General features: G+C 42.4%; 30 protein-coding genes, 3 pseudogenes and 2 riboswitches. Of the genes and pseudogenes, 11 read left to right on the plus strand and 22 right to left on the minus strand.

The window, feature by feature from the left end; genetic code table 11:
* Nucleotides 1-156 precede the first annotated feature (156 nt).
* Both ABEV15_RS11340 and ABEV15_RS11345 read right to left on the minus strand, forming a co-directional pair.
* Nucleotides 157-591, minus strand: a complete 435-nt coding sequence (locus ABEV15_RS11340; protein WP_498853260.1) for a Na(+)/H(+) antiporter subunit B — start codon at nt 589-591, stop codon at nt 157-159.
* Nucleotides 588-2972, minus strand: a complete 2385-nt coding sequence (locus ABEV15_RS11345) for a Na+/H+ antiporter subunit A (protein ID WP_498853261.1) — start codon at nt 2970-2972, stop codon at nt 588-590. The genes ABEV15_RS11340 and ABEV15_RS11345 overlap by 4 nt, the downstream gene beginning before the upstream one ends.
* A gap of 112 nt (nt 2973-3084) precedes the next feature.
* On the opposite strand from ABEV15_RS11345, the gene ABEV15_RS11350 reads away from it, so the two are divergent.
* Nucleotides 3085-3252: a hypothetical protein gene (locus ABEV15_RS11350; protein ID WP_164875837.1), complete on the plus strand. Its 168-nt coding sequence runs from the start codon at nt 3085-3087 to the stop codon at nt 3250-3252.
* 15 nt (nt 3253-3267) lie between these two features.
* Here the strand turns inward: ABEV15_RS11350 and ABEV15_RS11355 are convergent, their stop codons facing one another.
* From ABEV15_RS11355 to ABEV15_RS11370, 4 genes are all read right to left on the minus strand, one after another.
* Nucleotides 3268-3411, minus strand: coding sequence for a YvrJ family protein (locus ABEV15_RS11355; protein ID WP_004891403.1), 144 nt, complete (start codon nt 3409-3411; stop codon nt 3268-3270).
* A gap of 66 nt (nt 3412-3477) precedes the next feature.
* Complete coding sequence (locus tag ABEV15_RS11360; RefSeq protein WP_004891406.1) at nt 3478-3693, minus strand: DUF2922 domain-containing protein; 216 nt, start codon at nt 3691-3693, stop codon at nt 3478-3480.
* Nucleotides 3694-3706: 13 nt separating this feature from the next.
* Nucleotides 3707-3910 (minus strand): DUF1659 domain-containing protein, encoded by a 204-nt coding sequence (locus ABEV15_RS11365; RefSeq protein ID WP_192949190.1) that lies wholly within the window; start codon nt 3908-3910, stop codon nt 3707-3709.
* A 57-nt stretch (nt 3911-3967) separates the two neighbouring features.
* Nucleotides 3968-4276, minus strand: a complete 309-nt coding sequence (locus ABEV15_RS11370; protein ID WP_429631977.1) for a winged helix-turn-helix transcriptional regulator — start codon at nt 4274-4276, stop codon at nt 3968-3970.
* Between the two features lie 116 nt (nt 4277-4392).
* Between ABEV15_RS11370 and ABEV15_RS11375 the strand changes: the two genes are divergently transcribed.
* Nucleotides 4393-4995 carry a nitroreductase family protein gene (locus ABEV15_RS11375; protein WP_498853262.1) on the plus strand — a complete coding sequence of 201 codons (603 nt, stop codon included), beginning with the start codon at nt 4393-4395 and terminating at the stop codon, nt 4993-4995.
* 15 nt (nt 4996-5010) lie between these two features.
* Here the strand turns inward: ABEV15_RS11375 and ABEV15_RS11380 are convergent, their stop codons facing one another.
* Nucleotides 5011-6267, minus strand: a complete 1257-nt coding sequence (locus tag ABEV15_RS11380) for an ATP-binding protein (protein ID WP_498853263.1) — start codon at nt 6265-6267, stop codon at nt 5011-5013.
* 18 nt (nt 6268-6285) lie between these two features.
* On the minus strand, nt 6286-6528 hold the full coding sequence (locus ABEV15_RS11385; protein ID WP_498853264.1) for a YueH family protein: 243 nt from the start codon (nt 6526-6528) through the stop codon (nt 6286-6288).
* Between the two features lie 254 nt (nt 6529-6782).
* On the opposite strand from ABEV15_RS11385, the gene ABEV15_RS11390 reads away from it, so the two are divergent.
* Nucleotides 6783-7268, plus strand: a complete 486-nt coding sequence (locus ABEV15_RS11390) for a sigma-70 family RNA polymerase sigma factor (RefSeq protein ID WP_498853265.1) — start codon at nt 6783-6785, stop codon at nt 7266-7268.
* Here ABEV15_RS11390 and ykzS read toward each other — a convergent pair.
* Nucleotides 7234-7428 carry a protein YkzS gene (gene ykzS, locus ABEV15_RS11395; protein WP_429631967.1) on the minus strand — a complete coding sequence of 65 codons (195 nt, stop codon included), beginning with the start codon at nt 7426-7428 and terminating at the stop codon, nt 7234-7236. The two genes, ABEV15_RS11390 and ykzS, sit on opposite strands and share 35 nt — an antisense overlap.
* A gap of 148 nt (nt 7429-7576) precedes the next feature.
* Here ykzS and ABEV15_RS11400 point away from each other — a divergent pair, with 148 nt between their 5' ends.
* Both ABEV15_RS11400 and ABEV15_RS11405 read left to right on the plus strand, forming a co-directional pair.
* Nucleotides 7577-7873 (plus strand): hypothetical protein, encoded by a 297-nt coding sequence (locus tag ABEV15_RS11400; RefSeq protein ID WP_498853266.1) that lies wholly within the window; start codon nt 7577-7579, stop codon nt 7871-7873.
* Between the two features lie 88 nt (nt 7874-7961).
* Nucleotides 7962-8138, plus strand: a complete 177-nt coding sequence (locus ABEV15_RS11405) for a YkvS family protein (protein ID WP_003396733.1) — start codon at nt 7962-7964, stop codon at nt 8136-8138.
* Nucleotides 8139-8153: 15 nt separating this feature from the next.
* On the opposite strand, the gene ABEV15_RS11410 is transcribed toward ABEV15_RS11405, so the two are convergent.
* From ABEV15_RS11410 to queC, 7 genes and pseudogenes are all read right to left on the minus strand, one after another.
* The gene (locus ABEV15_RS11410; protein ID WP_498853267.1) at nt 8154-8843 is read right to left on the minus strand and encodes an oxidoreductase; all 690 of its coding nucleotides are present in this window, start codon (nt 8841-8843) and stop codon (nt 8154-8156) included.
* A 119-nt stretch (nt 8844-8962) separates the two neighbouring features.
* Nucleotides 8963-9292: pseudogene (gene queF, locus ABEV15_RS11415) on the minus strand (preQ(1) synthase); the annotation flags it as partial.
* Between the two features lie 243 nt (nt 9293-9535).
* Entirely contained in the window at nt 9536-9817 is a 282-nt protein-coding gene (locus tag ABEV15_RS11420) for a hypothetical protein (protein WP_498853268.1), read from the minus strand.
* A 135-nt stretch (nt 9818-9952) separates the two neighbouring features.
* A pseudogene (locus ABEV15_RS11425) lies at nt 9953-10114 on the minus strand (preQ(1) synthase); the annotation flags it as partial.
* Between the two features lie 18 nt (nt 10115-10132).
* Nucleotides 10133-10855, minus strand: coding sequence for a 7-carboxy-7-deazaguanine synthase QueE (gene queE / locus ABEV15_RS11430; RefSeq protein ID WP_498853269.1), 723 nt, complete (start codon nt 10853-10855; stop codon nt 10133-10135).
* Nucleotides 10855-11292 (minus strand): 6-carboxytetrahydropterin synthase QueD, encoded by a 438-nt coding sequence (gene queD, locus ABEV15_RS11435; protein WP_429631957.1) that lies wholly within the window; start codon nt 11290-11292, stop codon nt 10855-10857. The genes queE and queD overlap by 1 nt, the downstream gene beginning before the upstream one ends.
* Nucleotides 11289-11954 carry a 7-cyano-7-deazaguanine synthase QueC gene (gene queC, locus ABEV15_RS11440; RefSeq protein WP_498853270.1) on the minus strand — a complete coding sequence of 222 codons (666 nt, stop codon included), beginning with the start codon at nt 11952-11954 and terminating at the stop codon, nt 11289-11291. Before queC ends, queD begins: the two co-directional genes overlap by 4 nt.
* Nucleotides 11955-12030: 76 nt before the next feature.
* A riboswitch (PreQ1 riboswitch) is annotated at nt 12031-12075 on the minus strand.
* 139 nt (nt 12076-12214) lie between these two features.
* Here queC and phoU point away from each other — a divergent pair.
* Both phoU and ABEV15_RS11450 read left to right on the plus strand, forming a co-directional pair.
* Nucleotides 12215-12874, plus strand: a complete 660-nt coding sequence (phoU, locus tag ABEV15_RS11445; protein ID WP_429631953.1) for a phosphate signaling complex protein PhoU — start codon at nt 12215-12217, stop codon at nt 12872-12874.
* 104 nt (nt 12875-12978) lie between these two features.
* Nucleotides 12979-13647 carry a hypothetical protein gene (locus ABEV15_RS11450; RefSeq protein WP_498853276.1) on the plus strand — a complete coding sequence of 223 codons (669 nt, stop codon included), beginning with the start codon at nt 12979-12981 and terminating at the stop codon, nt 13645-13647.
* A gap of 46 nt (nt 13648-13693) precedes the next feature.
* Here ABEV15_RS11450 and ABEV15_RS11455 read toward each other — a convergent pair whose 3' ends face one another.
* Nucleotides 13694-13807, minus strand: a complete 114-nt coding sequence (locus ABEV15_RS11455; RefSeq protein WP_003396753.1) for a DUF6254 family protein — start codon at nt 13805-13807, stop codon at nt 13694-13696.
* Nucleotides 13808-13912: 105 nt separating this feature from the next.
* On the opposite strand from ABEV15_RS11455, the gene ABEV15_RS11460 reads away from it, so the two are divergent.
* Nucleotides 13913-14059, plus strand: coding sequence for a hypothetical protein (locus tag ABEV15_RS11460; protein WP_498853271.1), 147 nt, complete (start codon nt 13913-13915; stop codon nt 14057-14059).
* Here ABEV15_RS11460 and ABEV15_RS11465 read toward each other — a convergent pair.
* The 3 genes from ABEV15_RS11465 to ABEV15_RS11475 form a co-directional block, all read right to left on the minus strand.
* Entirely contained in the window at nt 14056-14514 is a 459-nt protein-coding gene (locus tag ABEV15_RS11465; RefSeq protein ID WP_429634238.1) for a hypothetical protein, read from the minus strand. The two genes, ABEV15_RS11460 and ABEV15_RS11465, sit on opposite strands and share 4 nt — an antisense overlap.
* A 41-nt stretch (nt 14515-14555) precedes the next feature.
* The gene (locus ABEV15_RS11470; protein ID WP_498853272.1) at nt 14556-15551 is read right to left on the minus strand and encodes a YkvI family membrane protein; all 996 of its coding nucleotides are present in this window, start codon (nt 15549-15551) and stop codon (nt 14556-14558) included.
* A gap of 70 nt (nt 15552-15621) precedes the next feature.
* Complete coding sequence (locus ABEV15_RS11475; protein ID WP_498853273.1) at nt 15622-15996, minus strand: FixH family protein; 375 nt, start codon at nt 15994-15996, stop codon at nt 15622-15624.
* A gap of 365 nt (nt 15997-16361) precedes the next feature.
* Between ABEV15_RS11475 and ABEV15_RS11480 the strand changes: the two genes are divergently transcribed.
* A complete protein-coding gene (locus ABEV15_RS11480) occupies nt 16362-16463 on the plus strand; it encodes an MspI family type II restriction endonuclease (RefSeq protein WP_498853277.1) in 102 nt (33 codons plus the stop codon).
* A gap of 40 nt (nt 16464-16503) precedes the next feature.
* On the opposite strand, the gene ABEV15_RS11485 is transcribed toward ABEV15_RS11480, so the two are convergent.
* Nucleotides 16504-18603 carry an ATP-dependent Clp protease ATP-binding subunit gene (locus ABEV15_RS11485; protein WP_429632098.1) on the minus strand — a complete coding sequence of 700 codons (2100 nt, stop codon included), beginning with the start codon at nt 18601-18603 and terminating at the stop codon, nt 16504-16506.
* Nucleotides 18604-18973: 370 nt separating this feature from the next.
* A riboswitch (Lysine riboswitch) is annotated at nt 18974-19152 on the plus strand.
* A gap of 129 nt (nt 19153-19281) precedes the next feature.
* On the opposite strand from ABEV15_RS11485, the gene ABEV15_RS11490 reads away from it, so the two are divergent.
* Complete coding sequence (locus ABEV15_RS11490) at nt 19282-20706, plus strand: amino acid permease (protein ID WP_498853274.1); 1425 nt, start codon at nt 19282-19284, stop codon at nt 20704-20706.
* A gap of 46 nt (nt 20707-20752) precedes the next feature.
* On the opposite strand, the gene ABEV15_RS11495 is transcribed toward ABEV15_RS11490, so the two are convergent.
* Nucleotides 20753-21175, minus strand: coding sequence for a hypothetical protein (locus tag ABEV15_RS11495; RefSeq protein ID WP_498853275.1), 423 nt, complete (start codon nt 21173-21175; stop codon nt 20753-20755).
* Between the two features lie 59 nt (nt 21176-21234).
* Between ABEV15_RS11495 and ABEV15_RS11500 the strand changes: the two are divergent.
* A pseudogene (locus ABEV15_RS11500) lies at nt 21235-21945 on the plus strand (ATP-binding protein); the annotation flags it as partial.

Consider the following 21945-nt stretch of genomic DNA (forward strand, 5'->3'; position numbering starts at 1 on the left):
TTATGTGCAAGACACTAGCGCTACCCACCACGCTTGTTTAACCTTGCACGACAGAGGAACGGGCTGGAGAAGCACCCGAACGTGTCATGACATCTATAACGTAGGCTCTGTTTCAAGCCTTGGTCTGGTCAACATGGGGCTTACAAGCCCATGACTTTAGTCATTGGGTTGTTGACTCTCCCCTATCGTTTCGATAATAATCATCGTCACGCCAATAACGACAAAATATACCCCTAAATCGAACAAGACAGCCGTATGAAGCGATGTATGATCAAGTAACGGCAAATGAACGTATTGATACGCATGCGTTAAAAACGGGCGGTCAAGAAACATGCTGCTCATGCCCGTTCCGACCGCAAACAACAATCCGATGGCGACAAGCCATTTATAATTAATCGGAATCATTTTACGAACCGTTTCAATGTCGAACGCCAAAAGCAACAACACGATCGCACCAGCAGTCATCAATCCCCCAATAAATCCACCGCCCGGATAATAATGACCCGCAAAAAACAGTTGAATCGAAAACAATACGATGATTGGTACGACGACAGCTGTGATTGTCCGCAAAATGACATCATTTCGCCTCATTTTTCCTCCTCCTTCGCGAGCCGCAATTTCACCATTGCGTAAATACCTAGAGCAGCAATCGCTAACACACATATTTCAAACAACGTATCAAAGCCACGGAAATCAACTAAAATGACGTTCACCATATTTTTCCCGCCCGCTTTTTCATACGTATTGTCGACATAATATTGTGAAATCGAATCGAAATGCTTTCCGGCGTACGCCAAAAAGGCAATGACGCTCATTGTCACGCCAACCGCAATCGAAATGAAGGCATTTCCTAAGTGAAAACCGACGCTTTCTTGCTTTTGGCTAAACTTTGGCAAATGATAAAAGCAAAGCAAGAAGAGCGCGACAGAAATCGTTTCGATCACAAGCTGCGTCAATGCTAAATCCGGGGCACGAAATAGCACGAAAAATAACGCGACCCCATAACCGACCGCCCCTAGTGAAACGATCGCTGTTAAACGCGATTTAGCAACAACTGTTGTCACTGTTGCAACGACCATGGCAACTGCCAATACGATTTCATACACTCGCACAGACGCCAAATGACTTAAATCGATATGCCATTGTTTTTTCAAACCGACCGTAAACAGAAGCAAAGCAACACTCGCCGTAAAAATGTACACTAAATACGTGCGCATCGAGCCGGTCATAATGCGCGACATGAGCGACTGTGATCCCCTTTCCATCCAGACGAACGATTGATCGTAAAAAAAGTTAAGCGACATCCGTTCGGATAAACGATAATATATTTTTTTCCATTTTGGAAACGTACGATATAGCACTAAACCAAATAATAATACGCCGATCGTCATAAACAACTCTGGCGTAAAGCCATGCCAATGAGAAATATACACATCAAGCGCTTCATTTGGTGCAAACAATCCATATAACACCGCATATACGGCCGGAGCTAATACGGAGTCGGACAATACGTTTGGCACAATGCCAATGACTACAACGAGCGACGCTAACACGATCGGTGCAACGAGCATGCCAAGCGGCGCTTCATGCGCTTCTTTTTCTAATAAATGTGGCTTGTACGTTCCAAAAAATGTTCGACTCACTAACAATACGCTGTATAAAAACGTAAAAATGCTCGCTACCCAAGCAACAACGGGTAAAATAACAGCCCATGCTTGTACGTCTTTTGCACGCAACATGGCGGTAAAAAACATTTCTTTACTTAAAAAACCGTTAAATGGTGGCAAGCCTGCCATCGAAAGCGAGCCGATCAATGCGATTGTAAACGTGATCGGCATGATCGTCATTAATCCGCCAAGCCGTCGAATGTCACGCGTCCCCGTTTCATGATCGACGATGCCGACAACCATAAATAAACTCCCTTTAAACGTCGCGTGGTTAAACAGATGGAAAATCGCTGCTAAAACTGCGACCATAAATAAATTTTCTTCCATCCAATCGTAATGAAACGCAAGCCCACCGACGCCTAAAAGCGATGTAATGAGCCCGAGCTGGCTGACAGTTGAGTAAGCTAAAATTGCTTTTAAATCGGTTTGTTTCGATGCTAAAAACGATGCCCAAAATAACGTTACAAGCCCGACGAGCGCAACTGTCCAAACCCAGACAGATGAAACCGCAAAAATCGGTGTCAAACGTGCAATTAAATAAATTCCTGCTTTCACCATTGTGGCAGAATGCAAATAGGCGCTGACAGGCGTCGGCGCTTCCATCGCATCAGGCAACCAAATGTAAAACGGAAATTGCGCTGATTTCGTAAAAGCACCAAACAAAATAAGGAAAAGTGCGGGGATAAAAAGCGGATGTTCCGTTAATGGTGTATGCATGAGCTCATGAATGTTATACGTTCCACCTGCGATCGCAAGCGCAACAAATCCACCGAGCATAAGCAGTCCGCCAAACATCGTAATAAGCATCGATTTCTGCGCCCCATAGCGCGAACGATCACGTTTATACCAATAAGCGATGAGCAAAAACGAAGAAATAGACGTCAGCTCCCAAAAGACGTATAGCGCAATGAGGTGATCGGATAACACGACCCCAAGCATTGCGCCCATAAATAAAAGCAAGTAGACGTAAAAGTTGCCAAGCTGTTCTTTTCCTTTTTGTAAGTAGTAAATGGAATATAGTACAACGAGCGAACCGATTCCGGTAATCAATAGGGCAAACAACAAACTTAATCCATCGACATATGCGTCGAACGAAATGTCGAGCGACGGAATCCAAGGCATCGTTGCTCGAACAACTTCATATTTGCGCACTTCGTCCATGTAAGACAAAAAATAAATGAATAGCGCGATAGGGAGTGGAAGAACAAACCATCCGACATGAAGCGAACGAACAAATTTGTATAAAAGCGGAACAAGTATCGCCAACAAAAATGGCGCCAACATCGTCATATGTAATGTTGACATAAAAAAATCAACCCCCTTCTAACATAACAATCCTCTTTTTTATACGAGTCATATGTATAAAAAGTTTCATTTTTTTCACAATAAATGATAAAAGAAAGAAAGGAGTAACGCAATGATTCTTTTCCTTATGTTGACCATCATGATCGATAACTATGATACAGTGGAGAAAAAGATTGAGCCTTCCATTTACGCGACGGTAAACGAAAGGCATTATGAGCCGTTTCAACCGAGACAATACATTCGTAAAATCGAAAAGCATGAGGAAAAAACAAAAAAATAAAAAGAAAACACCCATTTAGCTAGGTGTTTTCCATTGCTCGCCTAACGTGCGAATCGAGTCGATGATGGCATCTAATTTGCCTTCAATCCGATGCAGCAAATAAAACGTCACCGCAATCGGAAAACCGACATCGGAAAGAAGTGACAAATATGCTTCCATCTTGCTCATCCCTTTCTATGTGATATACATAATAAGGTGCCCTTTACATGAGGGCACCTAAACGGCTTACGCAAACGTCCATTGTGTCACAGTTGTGTCAATGAGGCGCGCTCCCTTTTTCGCGATAAGATCGCCGCCGCTCGATGGAAAGACGTTTGCCGCAATGATCACGTCCATCACGTTAGCCACTTGTGTTTCTGTCACATCGTCGCGCGGGGCATCAACGCTTAAGCGAACCGTCTTTCCTTCTTCATTCACAAACTGTAATTCAAGCGTTTTCACTTGTTATCCCTCCTTATTCGCCTAATACATGCACATCGTTGCGATACACGTGAACGAGCGGAGCACTTTGCAAAGAGGCAAGCGCTTGGGCGACAGAGACGAGCGAGCTTTCCGTTGCGTTCGGTTTAATCGTATACGTTTTGTTTTTATATAGCGGTTTGCCCGTTTCTGTCACACCGACTTCAAACGTTAAGCGAAGTTGAGAATGTTGAAGCATGTCTCTCCCCTCCTTTCACTTATTACTATCGCAACGACGAGCGTAAAAGGTTAGGGACTACATCCATTTTTCTGCCCATACTTGCACAGCTTCCATCACAATGTGCAAATCTTTGCCTTTTTCCGTCAATTCATATTCAATGCGGACAGGCTTTTCAGGATACACATGACGAACGACAATTTGTTCTTCTTCTAACTCTTTTAATCGTTCTGTTAACATTTTTTGGCTAATTTCTGGAATGCTTTCTGCTAAATCTTTAAACCGAAGCGGTCCGCGAAATAAAACGTGAATAATAAGTCCATTCCATCGCTTCCCAAGCAGCTGAAACGCTGCTTCAATTTTCGGACAGACATGCGAATGTTCCATCAATAATCACCCTATACATGAAATTTGACAAACCTATTGTAGTTAAATTAACATAAATATTGTTACTGATAAAAAGTAAGTAAAGATATTTTTGTTTGTATAAAAGGAGGATATATATGCTTTCGGTTATTGAACAACGACAATCCGTTCGAAAATATGATCCAACTGCAACAATTTCGAAAGAACAATTAACGAAACTGTTACAGTTAGCAGGCAAGGCACCTTCTGCTTGGAATTTGCAACATTGGCATTTCGTCGTCATCTACGGAAAAGAAGCGCAACAAAAACTTCTCCCGATCGCTTACAATCAACAACAAATCGTTGATGCGTCTGCCGTTGTTGCGGTGCTTGGTGACTTAGAAGCCAATAAAAAAACAGATGCGGTATATGATCCGCTTGTCGCAGAAGGGAAAATAACAAAAGAAGTGAAAGAAACACTCACAAAACAAATTGAACATGCGTATACAAACAAACAATATGCGCGCGATGCGGCTTTCACAAACGCATCATTGGCTGCGATGCAATTCATGCTTGCGGCAAAAGCGGAAGGGTTTGATACGTGCGCCATCGGCGGCTTTGACACACAAGCATTTATGAAAGCATTCGACATCCCTCATCGCTACATTCCGGTTATGCTCATTACGATCGGTAAAGCGAGCGCTCCTGCTCATCCGTCATATCGTTTACCAATTGACAAATTAACGACATGGGTAGAGTGATAAAAATGACCCGTTTTAAGACGGGTCATTTTTATAGCGTGGCAACGTGATATGCACCCGCGTTCCTTTGCCGACTTCGCTTTCGATTTGCATCGTGCCTTTATGTTCGTGAACAATTTTCATGCTTGTCGTTAAACCAAGCCCCATTCCTTTTTCTTTCAATGTATAAAACGGTTCGCCGATATGTTTTAAACGCTCTTGTTCAATACCTTTTCCTGTATCTTCGACGATGACATACACGCAGTCAGCTTCATCTTTGGCGGAGATGGTGAGCGTTCCTCCTCTTGGCATCGCTTCTAATGCGTTTTTCACGACGTTCACAAACACTTGAATGAGTTCATTTTTATCCCCGAATACGACGGCGGACGTGCGCGGCTCGTATTTTAGTTGTACGTTTTGTAAAATCGCTTCGTACGTAAACAGCCCGATGACATAGTCGATCACATCGTGCAAAGCGAGCGGTTTGTACGCTTTCATTTGCGGTTTAGCCAGCACGAGAAGCTGGCTGACGATTTGGTTGACACGTTCAATTTCATCTAACATAATTTGCACGAAACGTTCGTCTACTTCTTTCGTCTCTTTCATCATTTGTAAAAAGCCTTTAATGGACGTTAACGGATTGCGAATTTCATGGGCGATGCCCGCTGCCAACTCTCCAATAACCGATAGCTTTTCTTTTTTCAACAACAGCTGCTCAGCAACTTTTTGTTGTGTAATGTCGCGTCCGATGACGACAAGCCCTTTGCGTTTGCCGTTTTCATGAAATAGTGGCACTTTAATGACGTCAAACGTTTTCATTTCACCGTTTGGCGTCGGAAACGACTCTTCTGCGCGCGTTACTGTTTTTGCTCGCCACGCCTCTTCATCAGAATCGATGCAATATAACAAAGCTTCGCGAAAATGAGGAGTGTATTCCGCAAGCTCGGCATCGGTTTTTCCTTTGTAATCGACGTGCTCAAGCCCGTACAGTTTTAAACCGAAATCGTTAACCCTTAACCAGCGGCCTTGTCCATCTTTAAATGATACGAAATCAGGCATCGCATGAATGAGCGTTAACAATTCTTTCTCGCTTTCGCTCATTTGCTTTAACTGGCGATGTTTTTTTAAAGCGATATACATAAATACCGCAGATAAAATAACAAAAAGTGCACCTTTGAACATCTGAACGTACAGTTTCATATGTGGTGGAATCGGTAACAGTTCTACGTAAAAGTCTGTCAATACAATCCAAACGATACTTACGACAACATACAGGGAAACAGCGTATTTCATCTAGCAACGAAACCTTCCTTACATTTCCCTGATCCATTGCGCTATCTTCGCCACAAGCGGCAAGACGTGCTCGTTCGCTAACACTTTTTCAAGCGATTGTTGTAGTCGCGATTCAATATCGACTAAATCGTCATAAGTGACATGTATAGACCATTCTAAATAAGGAATGGCAACGATCATATATTGTTCTTTTTTGTTTTCATAAATGTACACATGTTGTTGGGTAGAATCTTGCTGAATGGATGTTTTTCGTATTTTCATCTTGCTCATGCCTTTCCATTTTTTATTATTATAGCATAAAAAATTTCCATTGTTCAAAACATTTTTTTGGCAAATACTTGATTTTCCGTCCGTTTTCTGCCCCATTTTTTACATTTCCTTAAGGCAAACGATGTATATGCGACTAATAAATTAGTTGTTTCCGCCTGTTTTATTTTTCGCATAAACGAAGCCGTTTTGATAGGCTAAATGTACCGCGGAATAGCTGAGGGCGCGCCTTCAAGGAAGGAATGGCTATGTCGTTTGAAACAATCGTCGACCAATATCGTCCGCTTATTTCTTATATGATTCGCAAGTTACATATTCGTCGCCATGTCGATGATTATGTGCAAATTGGTTTGATCGCGCTTTGGGAAGCGTATGAACGATACGATGAAACGAAAGGCTCATTTTGTTCGTTCGCTTTTAAAATGATTCGTTGGCGCATGGTATCGCAGTTGCGTCAAGAAACGACAAACGTACACGTTCCGTTGCCCGATTCATATGTGCTAAAAGAAGATGTCGATTTTTTGGCCGACATCGTTTGGGAAGACGCGATGCAATACTTAACGCCGCGCGAGCGAATATGGCTCATTCGTCACGTGATCGAAGGAAAAACGTTGAAACAAATCGCTGCTGAAGAAGGCGTCACCGTCAGTGCCGTCAAACAATGGCGCATGTCGGCTGTAAAAAAGCTAAAACGGTACGTTAACTGCGAGGTTGGTCCATGTAGTAGTACATGACATCGCCGCCGCGCTGGGCAACGCCACGAAAATGTTTAAAATCTTCTTGTTGGACGAGCACGTGACGAAACGTTAAAAAATGCTCTTTTTTCACAAGCAAATGTGGAATGTCTCGTGCACGCAGCTGTTGGATGAGTTGCTTCGCTTCTTGCTCAGTCATGTTCATCCCTCCTTTCTTTGTTTTAGCGTGCTTTCAAATCGTTGTCAATACGGTGTGCAAATGCCTAATTTTTCTATATTGGCACACGTCTATGAAAAACACACATACAATGTTGGTGGATTCTAAATGAAAGAAAGGAAGATGAACAATGAATGACTGGAATATGTACGATCCTTTTCGCTTAGACGAACAAATGATGCCGCAGCAAATGCCGCAAATGATGCCAGACGATTGCGAGCGTTGTATGCCAATGGGACAGATGTGGCCGATGGGACCAATGGGGCCGATGGGACAGATGTGGCCGATGGGACCAATGGGGCCGATGGGGCCAATGATGCCGCAACAAATGCCGCAACAAATGCCGCAACAAATGCCGCAACAAATGCCGCAACAAATGCCGCAAATGATGCCAGGCATGCCGATGCCGTATTGGCCACAGCGTTAAAAATAGTTGAAAATGCCCTTTACGAACGAGGAAAAATCATGCAAAATAGAAAAAAGGTTTAAAAATTCAAAAGTAAAGGGGATTTTCAATGAAAAAAGCGCAAATTGGCGACGTCATTGAATTTAAAAATGGGTTGCGGGGGATTGTTGAGAAGGTAAACGAAAATTCCGTTATTGTCGATTTAACGTACATGGAAAACTATAAAGAACTCGACTTGCAAGAACGGACAGTCGTCAACCATAAAAATTACAAAATTGTTGAGTAATGAAAAGAGGGCTGCTTATTGTTGATGAGACAGCCCTCTTTGTTGTTTACATTGCTCTTTCATTTCGTTGCATTCGTAAATGTATACTCCTTGCTTTTCCGAAAGCGCCGCATGATACATCGCTTCTGCCACTTGTTTTGCCGCAATCGGTTTATATTTTTCCCACTTGCCGACAAACGCAAACGAAAATCCATGACAAAGCCATTCCGCTGCTTTTTCACCGATGCGAAATTCTTGTCGTTCTCCCGTCAACAAAGACGGACGGAAAATGTGGAGCGAACGGATGGTAAGCCGCTGCAACGCCTCTTCTGTTTCTCCTTTCACGCGATTGTAAAAAAACATCGAGTGCGGATGAGCGCCAATGGCAGAAACGAATAAAAACGTTTTGACATGGCATTTTTCTGCTAGTTTTGCGGCACGCAGCGTATATTCGTAATCAACTTTAATAAATTGTTTTCTCGTTTTCGCTTTTTTCATCGTCGTCCCTAAACAGCTAAACACATCGTCAACATGGAAATATTCTTCATATTGTTCGATGTGGTCAAAATTAACGACGACTTGTTGTAATTTTTCATGTTTGCATGCCATCGGCTGTCGAACAAACACCGTCACTCGTTCATAATGCTCTGAACGAAGCAACCGTTGGAGAAGCTCGCCTCCGACTAATCCGCTTGCTCCGATCACAAGAGCAGTTCTCTGTCCCAAATGAAGACCCCCCAGACGAAAAAAGGTTCGTAACAATTTGTCATTATATACCCGTTTACGAAAAAAAACTAGCTATTATTTTTGAATTTTTTAAGGCTGACTTATGCAAGCCAGCCCCATTAACGATTATCTACTTTTTCAGGATATAAATCGTGATTTAACAAACGATATTCCGCCATTTGTTCATATTTTGTTCCTGGTCGTCCCCAGTTACAATATGGGTCAATCGAAATGCCGCCGCGCGGCGTAAATTTGCCCCATACTTCAATATAACGCGGCTCCATCACGCGAATTAAATCGTTCATAATAATATTGACGCAATCTTCATGGAAATCACCATGGTTGCGGAAGCTAAATAAATATAATTTCAGCGACTTGCTTTCAACACATTTTTTATCAGGAATGTAACTAATGTAAATTGTTGCAAAATCTGGTTGTCCGGTTTTAGGCAACTGCTTCTTATAAAGCAGGTGGACTATATCTTATTCTTATTCGACTGCGATATCGAATAAGAACCCTTGCGCTTCCACCACTATACTTCGTGGTGTACTCTACTCTCTTCCTCTATCACTACCTTTACTCGCTTCGTGATAAAGTGATTTCGATAGTCTCTGCACCTTCCTTAAAGAACATGGCTGCATACATTGCCCTTTCTTCTTTAAGGCTTGGCTCAGGGTTGGAGAAATAGGGTTCTAATAAATAGATAAGGCGATTTTCTTGTTCCATCCTCGTATAGTAATTCTCTTGCCGATGGATATTACGATGACACGGAGAACATTTTCAAAAACATCTAATCCATACTCTTCAATAATCTTTTCTTTCTCTGAGTGCTTAGGTAGCCCATGAATTTGTCTCCATCTTTCAAGACTAGACCAATCCATACCTAATTCAATGGACAACTCATGAATACTCTTCCCAATGTAAATAAACTGCTTAGTAAACCATTCCTTATCTCTCCAAGGCGTATTGTACAATACAAACACCTCCACAAACGTATGTTCCTATGTTTGTATTGTACATAAAAATTCAGATAATTTCCACCCTTTTTCTCTTTCCCTGAATTCACAAGGTTTAGCCGACAGTGTCACCACTGAAGTGTGCCCTCATTGACACAAGCTCGTAAACTCCGGACAGTTAAATTTGACGAAATAGTCGCGGTCTGGATGTTTGTTGTCAAACACTTCAAGAATGTCTGGGTTGTATTCGAATACGTATTTCGTTCCTTGGTTGCCAAGAAGTGTGACGCCTTGTAATTCCTCTTCTTTTCTCATGATTCCTTCCTCCTTTATTTATACGCCGCGGCGATTGCCCCATAATAATGTGTGTAGTTGTGGCAATACGCGGACGTTGTTCATCTCTTTAGACTGTACTACTTTGTCAACGAGCCATTCAAGCTTTTGCAATAGTTTGAGGCGAAGCGCAACGTCATCCACCTCGTGTATGTCATCGTTACCGACTTGCACGTAAAACGGGACGGTTGGGTAGCGCTGATGTACGGTTGTTGCATAAGCAAAATCAGCATCGTCAAACACGACGACTTTTAAGCTCACATGTCCGCGATGCGCCGCTAATCGATTCATGATCATATCAAGCGTTGCAAAGTTTGTTGCCATGTTTGAGCTTGGCGGCTTTGGTGAAATCGTTAAATCGTCGATGTCATAAAACCAATCTTGCCATACGCTTCCTTGCGTCTCTAAGCCGATGCGCATCCCATGTTCTTTTAGCAACGAAATAAGCGCACGAAGTCCTTTTAATAACGCAGGGTTGCCCCCAGAAATCGTCACATGATTGAAACGGTCGCCGCCAAGCTGTTTCATCTGTTGCCAAATGTCTTCAGCAGTCATTTGTTTAATTTCATGTTTAGCTGAGCCGTCCCACGTAAACGATGAGTCGCACCAACGACAACGATAGTCGCATCCCGCCGTGCGCACAAACATCGTTTTTTGCCCGATGACCATCCCTTCTCCTTGAATCGTCGGGCCAAAAATTTCAATGACCGGAATGCGCTCCATTATTGTTTCCCTGCTTTCGGACGATATACGACATAGCTTGTTGGGGACTCTCGTACAAACACTTGGACGCACGTCGGTTTGTTTGGCAGCGTGTCTAAATGCGCTTGAACAATTTCCGCAATTTTGCGCGCCACCACTTCTGTCGTCGGAAAATGTTCTGCCTCTATATCGCTAAATAAGTCTTTATGGTCGTTCATTACTGTATGATCAAAGCGGTTGTGGACAATTTTTTTCAACTGTTGAAAGTTAATTAAAAAACCGGAATCATCGAGTTCATCACCCGCAACAGTAATGTTGACAAAATACGTATGACCGTGCATATTCGCACATTGCCCTGCTGCTTCATGCGGGATGAAGTGTGCCGCCGCAATTTGCATATCTTTATTTAACTCATAGCGAAACGGGTGAATGACTTGCGGATAAATTTGTTGAATCATTGCGCATCTGCTCCTTTCTTCTCATTCATATACTGGTCGAAACCGCGTTTGCGTAACACGCATGCCGGGCATTCGCCACAGCCGTCTGCGATTATGCCGTTGTAGCATGTGAGCGTTTTTGTGCGCACGAACTCAAGCGCCCCCAACTCATCAGCAAGCTTCCACGTTTCCGCTTTATTTAACCACATAAGCGGCGTATGAATGACAAATTGGTAATCCATCGCTAAGTTAAGCGTGACGTTTAGCGATTTAATAAATACATCACGGCAATCTGGGTAGCCGCTAAAGTCCGTTTCACATACACCTGTCACCAGATGGCGTGCTCCTTTTTGTTTCGCAAGCACCGCCGCAAACGATAAAAATAATAAATTGCGCCCATCAACAAACGTTGATGGCAATTGTCCTTCTTTTTGTTCGATCGCAATGTCGCTTCTTGTGAGCGCATTTGGCGCTAGTTGATTTAATAGCGACATATCAAGCACCGTATGCGGCACACCGAGCTCTTTTGTGATCGATGAAGCGACGTCAATTTCAAGCCGATGACGTTGGTTGTAATCGAACGTCACCGCTTCGACTTCATCAAAATGCTTTTTCGCCCAAAATAAGCATGTTGTGCTATCTTGACCACCGCTAAAAACGACAACTGCTTTTTCTTTTTTCATCCTTCGCTCTCCTTTCCTACATCATGAGAAGAAAGAGCGTTCTAAAACAAAAAAGCTATACCCACTAAGGACATAGCCATCCCTAGTTTTTTTATAGAGGGTGTTCTAGAACCTCTCCTACGCAAGTGGCGTAGAATTCTTCTTCAATTGTACGCCTAACAATATATCACAAAACGTATATTCATTCTACAAAAAAATTATGCTTTATTTGTGAACAGTTTTCAGGATATAATAACAACAAAAAAGTTAGGTGACTTAACATGACAAAACGTCCTACATTTGATGCAGCTCTAAAACAACTGCGCGAAAAATTAATGACAATGGTATCTGCTTCTCAACAAGCGCTACATGAGTCAATCGAAGCGCTAAAAACGCAAAATATCGCAAAAGCAGATGAAATTATTGAACATGATAAAAAAATTAATGAACTAGAGCGCGAAATTAATGAGCTTGCGATTATGACGATTTTAAAACAACAACCTGTCGCATCCGATTTGCGCCGTTTAATTGTTGCGCTAAAAATTTCATCGGATGTTGAACGCATCGGCGACATTGCTGTCAATATTGCGAAATCCGTCAAATTTATCGGCACAGAACCACAGGTTAAACCGATCGTGCACATTCCTGAAATGGCAGCGATCGTCAATGAAATGTTAGAACATGCGCTTCATGCGTTCCATAATGATGACATTGAAGAAGCGAAACGCATTGCGCTTGAAGACGACCGCGTAGATGAACTGCAAGGAAAAATTATTCAAGAATTAATTGATTTAATGAGCGAAAAACCGGAATTTACAAACCAAATTACGCAATTGTCTTTTGTCACACGCAACCTTGAACGCGCTGGCGACCATGTCACAAACATCGCTGAAAATATTTTATATAGCGTCAAAGGAATTCGTATTGATTTAAATTATTAAACATTCGGATGCCTCATACCGTTTGAGGCATCTTTTTATTATGTCGATTTTCCTATGATCTGGTGATATAATCGTGTCGGGGGAGGTGAGTGAAAGTGGATGAAATGCTAAAACGTATTTTCGATGAACTCGCATTGATGCGTGAACGCATGGCGACAAAAGACGATATTGCCGACATTGAACGCCGCATGGCCACAAAAGATGACATCGCTAACATCGAAAAACGTATGGCGACAAAAGACGATATGGCTGCCATGGACAAGCGCATCGAGCATATCGAACAAACAATGGCGACAAAAGATGATATGGCTGCCATGGACAAGCGCATCGGACATATCGAACAAACAATGGCTACAAAAGACGATATCGCCGACATTGAACGCCGCATGGCCACGAAAGATGACATCGCTAACATCGAAAAACGCATGGCTACGAAAGACGATATAGCTGCCATGGACAAGCGCATCGAGCATATTGAACAAACAATGGCTACGAAAGACGATATTGCTGCCATCGACAAGCGCATCGAGCATATTGAACAAACAATGGCTACAAAAGATGACATCGCAGATCTTCCTCTCATTAAACAAGCTGTATTCGAAATACTAGAAGCAGTCAACGAAATTCCAACGATCAAGCAAAACCTCGCTGAAATGTCCGAGAAGCTTGAAGATGTCATCGCAACCCAAGCACGACACGAGCTTGCGATTCAGTCGCTTGCTGTTCGATCACTTGTACATGAAAACGAAATTCGTGCACTAAAAGCAAAATAACGACGCAAAAGGCTGTCACAAACTTCCTTGGGACAGCCTTTTCCATTTATTTTTCCTCTTTTGCCAGTTGTTCAAACGACTTCACTTTCCCGTGCGGTTCATTTTGCGCTTGCTTGCGAACTGTCCATTGCCGCTCCTTTTGTCTTTTTGACTGGGTCATTGATCCCACCTCCCTTTTTATCATTTGTTCATTTTTCTGTTTTATGACTTTTTTATTATCAGAAAATTATGTATATTTGAAATAAGGGGAAAAGGAGGGAAGATATTGCCACAATCGAAACAAGCAAAAAGGGCATTGCAAAAAGTGCAACGAGTCGCAAAAGAAGCAGCTGTGCTTGCAGAAGAAGTGCGCCAGCTCAAACAAATTTTGCATCGTTTTGGTATTTCACAAAAACGACAAAAGCGAGCCTAATGTGCATTGGCTCGCTCGTTTTTTGTTCGATAAACATATGCACCGATGCCGGCAATGACAAGCAAAAGAAGTAAAAACAAATTTCCTGCTTCTAAACTAGCCACAACGCTACATCCGAAACAAAAGAGAAGCGGCGTTTTTAACCATGCTTCATCGCTAAACATCCACCATTCGAATAAGCCGATCGTAAACGCCAATACGTACATCGTTCCTTCGTTAAGCAAAAAATAATGACCAAACCCAAGCGCCCCCATCCATAACGCGATGGCTGCTGGAAATAAAAGAAACGCTTCGTGCTTGCGGACGCCGCGCTTCAACACATATATATGAACAATAAGTCCGAAAGAAAATACAATGAGCGGCCATGCACTTGCCTGATACCATTGAATGATGTGGAACGTTTCAAGCGTAAATAAAATAAGCAAAGCTAACATTGCAATGACCGTTTGCCGCATGATCTCCCCCCTTACATTCAATGTACTACACTTCTTTTTTTCTAGCTAGGCATTTTTCGATAGAAAAGCAAGAAAATAAATATGATGCTCATATAGCCAAATAATGGATACAACACGCTAAGTAAGGCGTTATACCCGACTAAACTAAACGCATACATCGCAAGCAAAAGCGCAATTAATACAAAAACGGGCTTGCGAAAAAAAAGCGCCAATTTTCGATGCAGTCCGAACACCCCTGCAACAAACGATGAAAAAATTTCACCGTAAATGATCACAACATATAACCCGTAAAACGACGCGAGCGAACGTTTCACCACTTCTGCCATCGGAATGCTGTAGGACTGCAAATTTGGAAGTAAAGAAAGCGCAAAATGGCTGCTTAATAAAATAAACATAAGCAACACGCCGCCGAGCACCCCACCGAGCCGAATCGTTTTTTCATCTTTTACTTCTGTCGCAAGCGGAACGAGCACGACTTGGGCCATCGCTAAATTAAACGCCACATACGCAAACGGAGAAAAAAAAGCAGCCAGCGGCGGTTTCGTCCATACGAGATCGCTTTCATTCATTAACGATATGGCGAAACTAAATATAATCATAAGCGGCACAACAATCATATTAACACTTAAAATGCCGTTTAAGCCAAATAACATCGTCACAAACGCGAGAATCATAGTTAGCGCAAGTCCAACATCCGCCCGCATATGAAGCTGCTCTTCAAATACAGCCCCCGCTCCAGATAACATGACCGCGGTGACACTAAATAGCACAACAAACATAAACAAATTGACAACGACGCTCACTTTCCCAAACAAATACACATTGAATTGTTCATATGAACGCGCATGAAGCCGATTCGCCATGATCATTAAACGCGTCCCCAAAAAAATAAATAGCCCTCCACTTACTGCAATCGTCACGACCGCAATCGCCCCGTACTGCGTAAAAAATTGCACAATTTCTTTTCCTGTCGCAAATCCAGCACCGACGACTGTGCCGACATATACAAACGCAATTTGAATGGCTCTCATCCACATACGCTCTCCCCCACTCGTCCATTTTTTCTATATATATGAAAAAAACGGCGAATATTTTCCGCCGTTTTTCTTATTCTACAACTATATCGACTTTTGGCATATTGTGCATATTTTTTGCTGTCACATGTGCCACAACCGAATACGTCCCTTTGTCTGAAAACGTATATCGCGCGACATACTTTCCGTCGCCCGCATGCTTTCCTTCAATCATTTCGCGATTGTCATCGCCATGTTTCCACACTTCGAATTTCACTTCCGACGCATCGGTCACTTTTTCATCCCCGTATGTCACAAAACAAGCAAGTTCGACTTCTTGATTAGCTGGAAGCTTTTCTTCAACCGCCATTTTTACGTCTAAATACGCCAGCTCTTCTTCTTCAGATTTGTTCGCGCAACCAGCGACAACGAGCAGAAGAACAGAAAACAACAGTAGCCATTTTTTCATTTTAATCCCCTCCCATGTTACAATGGTTTCACAAAATGATCACAAATGTTTGCTACAATGGACAAGGATACACTATTTTCTTCATTTGGTAAATGGGTCACTCCTCTCAATTCTGTTAAATTTACACAAAGAATTGAAGAGATGAAACAAGATAAATAGTGGAACGAATTCAACGGGAATGAGTTGAAAAAAGTCGGCGAAGCGCAGTAGCCATGTAACAACAAAACAAATACATTTATTACCAAATAGATAGTGATCACCTTTAGTTGGTTACTGCCTTGTTTTTCGTTTATCATAAAATATTTTATTCAGAAAATTCTGCATAAAATGTTTTTATTTTTTATGCAACGCTACTGATTACGAATATATTACAAAATGTAGAAGGACAAATGGGAACTCCTTTTCAGTGGACTTACCCATCTAAAAAGAAAGGAAAAGCTATACAATTAAAAGGAAAGATCGTTTAACTTTTTCTATTTGGAAAATGTAAGAAGGTGTCCAAATCTTTTAGGACACCTTCTCATGTTTTTCAGCTTTTACGACGATGCGATCGTCCTCTACGTCGATATGAATCGTGCGCACATCTTGTTCATCAAGCAACACGTCGGCAATTTCGTCTTCGACATGTTCTTGAATGACACGGCGGAGTGGACGAGCGCCGAACGTTGGATGATAGCCGAGCTCAGCTAATTTTTCTTTCGCTTTGTCGCTAATGGTCATCGTCACATGTTGTTCAGCGAGCGTACGTTGCAACTCCGCAAGCATGAGGTCAACAATTTGCAGCATATGCGCTTTTTCAAGCGGTTTAAATTCGATAATCGCATCGAGACGGTTTAAAAATTCTGGTTTAAAGTATAGACTGAGACGTTGGAGCAAGTCGCCTTCCATGTTTGTACCCGCATTCGATGTCATAATGATAACCGTGTCTTTAAAGCTAACGGTACGGCCTTGGCTATCTGTTAAACGACCGTCTTCTAAAATTTGCAAGAACATATGTTGTACATCTGGGTGCGCTTTTTCCATTTCGTCAAGCAAGATGATGCTGTAAGGGTTGCGGCGCACTTTTTCCGTTAATTGACCAGCTTCTTCATGGCCGACATAGCCAGGAGGTGCACCGATGAGTTTGGAGACCGCATGTTTTTCCATATATTCGCTCATGTCTAAGCGAATCATCGCATCTTTTGAGCCGAATAATTCTTCCGCAAGCGTCTTCGACAATTCTGTTTTACCGACGCCAGTCGGACCGACGAATAAGAACGAACCGATCGGACGGTTTTTCGCTTTTAAGCCTGCCCGGCTTCTGCGAATGGCTTTAGCGATTTTTTTCACCGCTTCTTCTTGACCGATCACTTTTTTCGCTAAGTTTTCTTCTAAATGTTTCATTTTTGCATGTTCATCGGCTTGTAATTTGCCAACTGGAATGCCTGTTTTTTCTTCAATGATTTGTTGAATGTGAATGACGTCAACGACAGGTTGTTCCGCTTGTCCGTTTTGTTGTAATTGTTTTTCAAGTTTCAATTCTTCTGTGCGCAATTTCGCCGCTAATTCGTAATTTTCTTCTTGCGCGGCTTTTTCTTTTTCTTTTCTTATTTGTTCGAGACGTTGTTCAATCGCTTCCTTGTTTGTCGGCGTCGCTTGTAAGCTCACTTTTGAACCAGCTTCGTCTAACAAGTCAATGGCTTTGTCAGGAAGGAAGCGGTCTTGGATGTAGCGATGTGACAATGTGACGCAGGCGTGAATCGCTTCATCTGTATATTTCACTTGGTGGAATTGTTCATATTTTGGCTGAATGCCTTTTAAAATGTTGATCGCTTGTTCGATCGTCGGTTCATGAATGAGCACAGGTTGGAAGCGGCGTTCAAGCGCAGCGTCTTTTTCAATTTTGCGATATTCTTTTAACGTCGTTGCACCGATGATTTGTAATTCACCGCGAGCGAGCGTCGGCTTTAATATGTTGCTTGCATCCATTGAACCTTCGGCCGAACCGGCACCGACGAGTAAATGAATTTCGTCGATGAATAAGATGACGTTTTTCCGTTGTTGCAATTCAGCAATGAGCTGTTTCATTCGCTCTTCAAATTGACCGCGAATGCCTGTATTTGCGACTAACGAAGCGACGTCAAGCACGTACACTTCTTTGTTTAATAGTTTTGCAGGCACAGCCCCTTCGACGATTTTCAGCGCCAATCCTTCGACGATCGCTGTTTTCCCAACGCCCGGTTCACCGATTAACACCGGATTGTTTTTATTGCGACGATTTAAAATTTCGATGACGCGTTCAATTTCTTTATCGCGTCCGATGACAGGGTCGATCAATCCTGCTTTAGCTAATTGCGTTAAGTTGCGACCGAATTGATCAAGCAATCCGTTTCGTTCTGGCTGTTGTTCGTGATGTTGGATGCGGGAAACCGTTGGTTCAGCAAGCGGTGCGAAGAAGTCGGAGAACAATTGATCGAAATGATCGAAGTGGAATCCTGCTGGCACTTTTAATTGTTGTTTTTGCTTTGCATAGCACGCATCGCAAAGGTGTAATTGTTGTTTTTCGTTGTTTACTTGCACGTGTAAAAAGACGTTTGCTTTATTTTGTTTACATGCTTGGCACATCATAGGCACCAACCTCCTTTTGACTTTGACTATATTTGACCTTTCTGTCTTTATTATAATTTGACCTTTTTTGATTTTCAAGACCTTTTTTAAAAAAAATAAAAAAACATGATAGAAAAATGCCCTATCATGTTTTCTTAAAAATTGAATCGTCCGTTCGATTTCTTTTTCATCATCCCACAAATAATCAGGCATGACGATAAAGCGCGTCAATAAAAAACCGACAATTGTCGTGACCTTTCCGGCGGAAGTGGAGGTTATATATTCTGTTCCCTTCTTGTAAATATGTGCTAAAAATTTTTTCGTTGACGAGAGGAAAAGATTTTTGTACGATGGTAACGTCAACTGCATACGAAATCTTTCTCGTCAACTAAGATGAGATAGAGGTTGCGGCAAATAATAGTAGTTTCATCGAGACGCAGAGACGTCGATGAAGTGAGATGAAAGGATTTGTCGCCGAAGTTTATAGCGTGCTCTGGCGCTATAAGCTGGGCCTGTGACCGAATAGGTGCAGGACTGTCATCGCGCATGCGGTGGAGAGCTATCGATCTTAAGTTTGATGCGGATGTGTCATATATTGTGCACCCGTTGAAAACTTAGGGTGCACTTTTTTATTTTTCGTATGACAACAGCCCTCCGCCCGCCTGCGTCGCCATAATCATGAATGAAAGGATGACGAACATGAAACAACAACAACAACTCGGGTTTTGGTTATTGACAGCGCTCGTTGTCGGCAATATGGTCGGATCGGGCATTTTTATGCTTCCGCGCTCGCTTGCTGAGGCGGCAAGCCCCGCCGGCGTGCTGCTCGGATGGCTAATCACAGGGGCTGGCGTGCTCACGATCGCCATCATTTTTGGCAATTTAGCTATTCGTAAACCGGAATTAAACGGCGGACCGCAAATTTACGCGAAGGAACTGTTTCCGAAAGGTTCAAAAGCATCCATTTTATCCGGTTTTATGGCTTCTTGGGGCTATTGGATCGGCAACGTCGCTGGAAACGTTGCGATCATTACGACGTTTGCTAGTTATTTATCGACGTTCTTCCCTATTTTAACGAGCGGACATGTCGTCTTCTCTGTTGGCTCATTTACATTAAAACTTGGCAATCTGCTCACGTTTCTCGTCTGCACCGCACTTTTATGGATGATGCATGCGATCATTTTACAAGGAGCAGAAAGTGCCGGAAAGTTGAACTTTGTCGCAACGGCAACGAAAGTGCTTGGCTTTTTCTTATTCATTGTTATCGGATTGTTTGCGTTTGAAAAAAGCTATGTCCAACCGTTTGTTGCTCCGCGTTACGATGAAGCAGGTCATACGCTCGGATTGCTTTCGCAAATTAACAACGTCGCGTTAAGCACACTTTGGGCGTTTATCGGCATTGAATCAGCGATCGTTTTTGCTTCGCGTGCCCGAAAACAAAGCGATGTCAAACGCGCAACGATTGTCGGACTATTCATTGCTTTAGCCATTTATATTGGCATTAGCATACTCGTCATGGGTCTGTTAAAACAAGATGTGCTCATTCAATCTGAAAAACCGCTCGTCGATGCAATCGGTACGGTATTAGGTCCTATCGGATCGCAACTGCTTGCCGGACTCGGTTTAATTAGTTTAATCGGCTCAACGCTCGGCTGGATTTTTTTAAGTGCTGAAGTGCCGTACCAAGCAGCGAAACAAGGATTATTTATTCGCGCCTTTTTACAAGAAAACAACAAAGGCATGCCGCGTTTTTCTTTAATCGTCTCAAATATGATCGCCCAGCTATTTATTTTTTCGACGATTTCGAACTCGATGGCAGCGGCATTTGATTTCGTCATTTATATTGCAACATTATCGTATCTCGTTCCGTATTTCATCGCCTCCGTCTTCCAATTGAAGCTCGTTTGGACGGGTGAAACATATGAAACGACGAAACAACGAATGACAGACGGCATCATCGCCCTTCTTGCGACCGTTTATTCCATTTGGCTCGTCAAAGCAGGAACAGCCGATATGAAAACATTTTTGCTCGGCGTCGCCTTGCTTGCAAGCAGCTTGTTGTTTTATCCGCTACTTCTTAAACAACAAAGCGAACATAAAACGAAACAAAAACAGTCGGCATAACAAAACCCCCGTCCATATTTGGCGGGGGTTCATAGTCTCACCATCTTTATTCTTTATATTTTTTCCTTGCCTCTTCAAATATTCGGTTTAGTTTTTCTATTTGTTTATTATTTGCTTGCTTACTACTATTCAAATGACCGTCGTATTCGATTTGATTACTAGCTAACGGCACCTTTCCATAATATACACCTTTGATTGTATACTCATCATGTGTCGTACTTTTTCTTAAAAACAAAAGATAGCTTTTATTATCCTTCATCAACTGATACCCTGCTGAACCATACAATGTATTTGTTTCTTTATCAAACGCGCCATTTTCGATCACTTTGATAACGTCCCCTTTATCTAACTCGTATCCTTTCTCATTTTTGAAAACTTTTTTGATTTCGACGTCACTGATCGTATAAAAACCCGTCACCATATCGCCGTCTTTATCAAAATGACTCTCTTCTTCAGCATAACAAGACAATATTTTCGCATGTTTATGTTATAATATTCCTTGAATTTTGTTTTGTCGAGGGGGCATATATGGAGAGAGGGAGAACGAAACGATGGCTGTACATTTTGCTTGTCATTGTGCCGTGCCTCGTTGGGAGCGCATGGATTGTGCTTTGGCAAGATGCACAGCAACAACAAGAACAAATAGAAGAGACGCGCCTGTTTGCCAATATACATAAAAATGATTTGGACCGCTTTCTTGCGGAAACGACTGCCCGACTTGAAACGTTGGCACTCGTGATCGGCAAACATGCGAAAAAGCTAGAAAAAGAAGAAATGAATGATTTGTTGCAACAACTGCAAAAACAAGACGTTCGCTTTGAACGCATTTCGTTTTTTTCTGAAAGTACAAGTCCGGCGATGCGGTTAGCGAAAGCGACAAAACAGACGATGATCGACAGTCAACATACAACGACGATTGTTACACCGATTATCCATGAACAAAAGAAACAGACGATCGGCTTTTTAGTTGCCAAGCTGCGCACAAACTATATACAAAATCGTATGAAAATCGTTTATCCAAACGCTTCGTTTCGCTTATACGATGAGAATGGCACGGTCCTTTTGGAAACAAACGAACTTCGCCCGTCGAAACAAACGGTGACCGTTCAGTTAAATCATGCGCCATGGGTGATCGAAGCCAATGTGCCGCGCGTCAGCCTAAAACAAAACATCCGCGCTTCGCTTCCATATATTTTATCGCTCATTATTGCTATACATCTCACATTTCGCACCCTCTCG

This window comes from Bhargavaea massiliensis (assembly GCF_050480245.1).
Lineage (GTDB): Bacteria > Bacillota > Bacilli > Bacillales > Anoxybacillaceae > Anoxybacillus.

Excerpts from the sequence above, each read along its gene's own strand:
- ABEV15_RS11340 (WP_498853260.1), bottom strand. The coding sequence starts at position 591 with ATGAGGCGAAATGATGTCATTTTGCGGACAATCACAGCTGTCGTCGTA.
- ABEV15_RS11405 (WP_003396733.1), top strand. The coding sequence starts at position 7,962 with ATGAAAAAAGCGCAAATTGGCGACGTCATTGAATTTAAAAATGGGTTG.
- ABEV15_RS11365 (WP_192949190.1), bottom strand. The coding sequence starts at position 3,910 with ATGCTTCAACATTCTCAACTTCGCTTAACGTTTGAAGTCGGTGTGACA.
- phoU (WP_429631953.1), top strand. The coding sequence starts at position 12,215 with ATGACAAAACGTCCTACATTTGATGCAGCTCTAAAACAACTGCGCGAA.
- ABEV15_RS11475 (WP_498853273.1), bottom strand. The coding sequence starts at position 15,996 with ATGAAAAAATGGCTACTGTTGTTTTCTGTTCTTCTGCTCGTTGTCGCT.
- ABEV15_RS11385 (WP_498853264.1), bottom strand. The coding sequence starts at position 6,528 with ATGAAAATACGAAAAACATCCATTCAGCAAGATTCTACCCAACAACAT.
- ABEV15_RS11400 (WP_498853266.1), top strand. The coding sequence starts at position 7,577 with ATGAATGACTGGAATATGTACGATCCTTTTCGCTTAGACGAACAAATG.
- ABEV15_RS11375 (WP_498853262.1), top strand. The coding sequence starts at position 4,393 with ATGCTTTCGGTTATTGAACAACGACAATCCGTTCGAAAATATGATCCA.
- ABEV15_RS11380 (WP_498853263.1), bottom strand. The coding sequence starts at position 6,267 with ATGAAATACGCTGTTTCCCTGTATGTTGTCGTAAGTATCGTTTGGATT.
- queD (WP_429631957.1), bottom strand. The coding sequence starts at position 11,292 with ATGATTCAACAAATTTATCCGCAAGTCATTCACCCGTTTCGCTATGAG.
- ABEV15_RS11465 (WP_429634238.1), bottom strand. The coding sequence starts at position 14,514 with ATGCGGCAAACGGTCATTGCAATGTTAGCTTTGCTTATTTTATTTACG.
- ABEV15_RS11470 (WP_498853272.1), bottom strand. The coding sequence starts at position 15,551 with ATGTGGATGAGAGCCATTCAAATTGCGTTTGTATATGTCGGCACAGTC.
- ABEV15_RS11450 (WP_498853276.1), top strand. The coding sequence starts at position 12,979 with ATGCTAAAACGTATTTTCGATGAACTCGCATTGATGCGTGAACGCATG.
- ABEV15_RS11345 (WP_498853261.1), bottom strand. The coding sequence starts at position 2,972 with ATGTCAACATTACATATGACGATGTTGGCGCCATTTTTGTTGGCGATA.
- ABEV15_RS11485 (WP_429632098.1), bottom strand. The coding sequence starts at position 18,603 with ATGATGTGCCAAGCATGTAAACAAAATAAAGCAAACGTCTTTTTACAC.
- ABEV15_RS11355 (WP_004891403.1), bottom strand. The coding sequence starts at position 3,411 with ATGGAAGCATATTTGTCACTTCTTTCCGATGTCGGTTTTCCGATTGCG.
- ABEV15_RS11455 (WP_003396753.1), bottom strand. The coding sequence starts at position 13,807 with ATGACCCAGTCAAAAAGACAAAAGGAGCGGCAATGGACAGTTCGCAAG.
- ABEV15_RS11390 (WP_498853265.1), top strand. The coding sequence starts at position 6,783 with ATGTCGTTTGAAACAATCGTCGACCAATATCGTCCGCTTATTTCTTAT.
- ABEV15_RS11370 (WP_429631977.1), bottom strand. The coding sequence starts at position 4,276 with ATGGAACATTCGCATGTCTGTCCGAAAATTGAAGCAGCGTTTCAGCTG.
- queC (WP_498853270.1), bottom strand. The coding sequence starts at position 11,954 with ATGAAAAAAGAAAAAGCAGTTGTCGTTTTTAGCGGTGGTCAAGATAGC.
- ykzS (WP_429631967.1), bottom strand. The coding sequence starts at position 7,428 with ATGACTGAGCAAGAAGCGAAGCAACTCATCCAACAGCTGCGTGCACGA.
- ABEV15_RS11350 (WP_164875837.1), top strand. The coding sequence starts at position 3,085 with ATGATTCTTTTCCTTATGTTGACCATCATGATCGATAACTATGATACA.
- queE (WP_498853269.1), bottom strand. The coding sequence starts at position 10,855 with ATGGAGCGCATTCCGGTCATTGAAATTTTTGGCCCGACGATTCAAGGA.
- ABEV15_RS11490 (WP_498853274.1), top strand. The coding sequence starts at position 19,282 with ATGAAACAACAACAACAACTCGGGTTTTGGTTATTGACAGCGCTCGTT.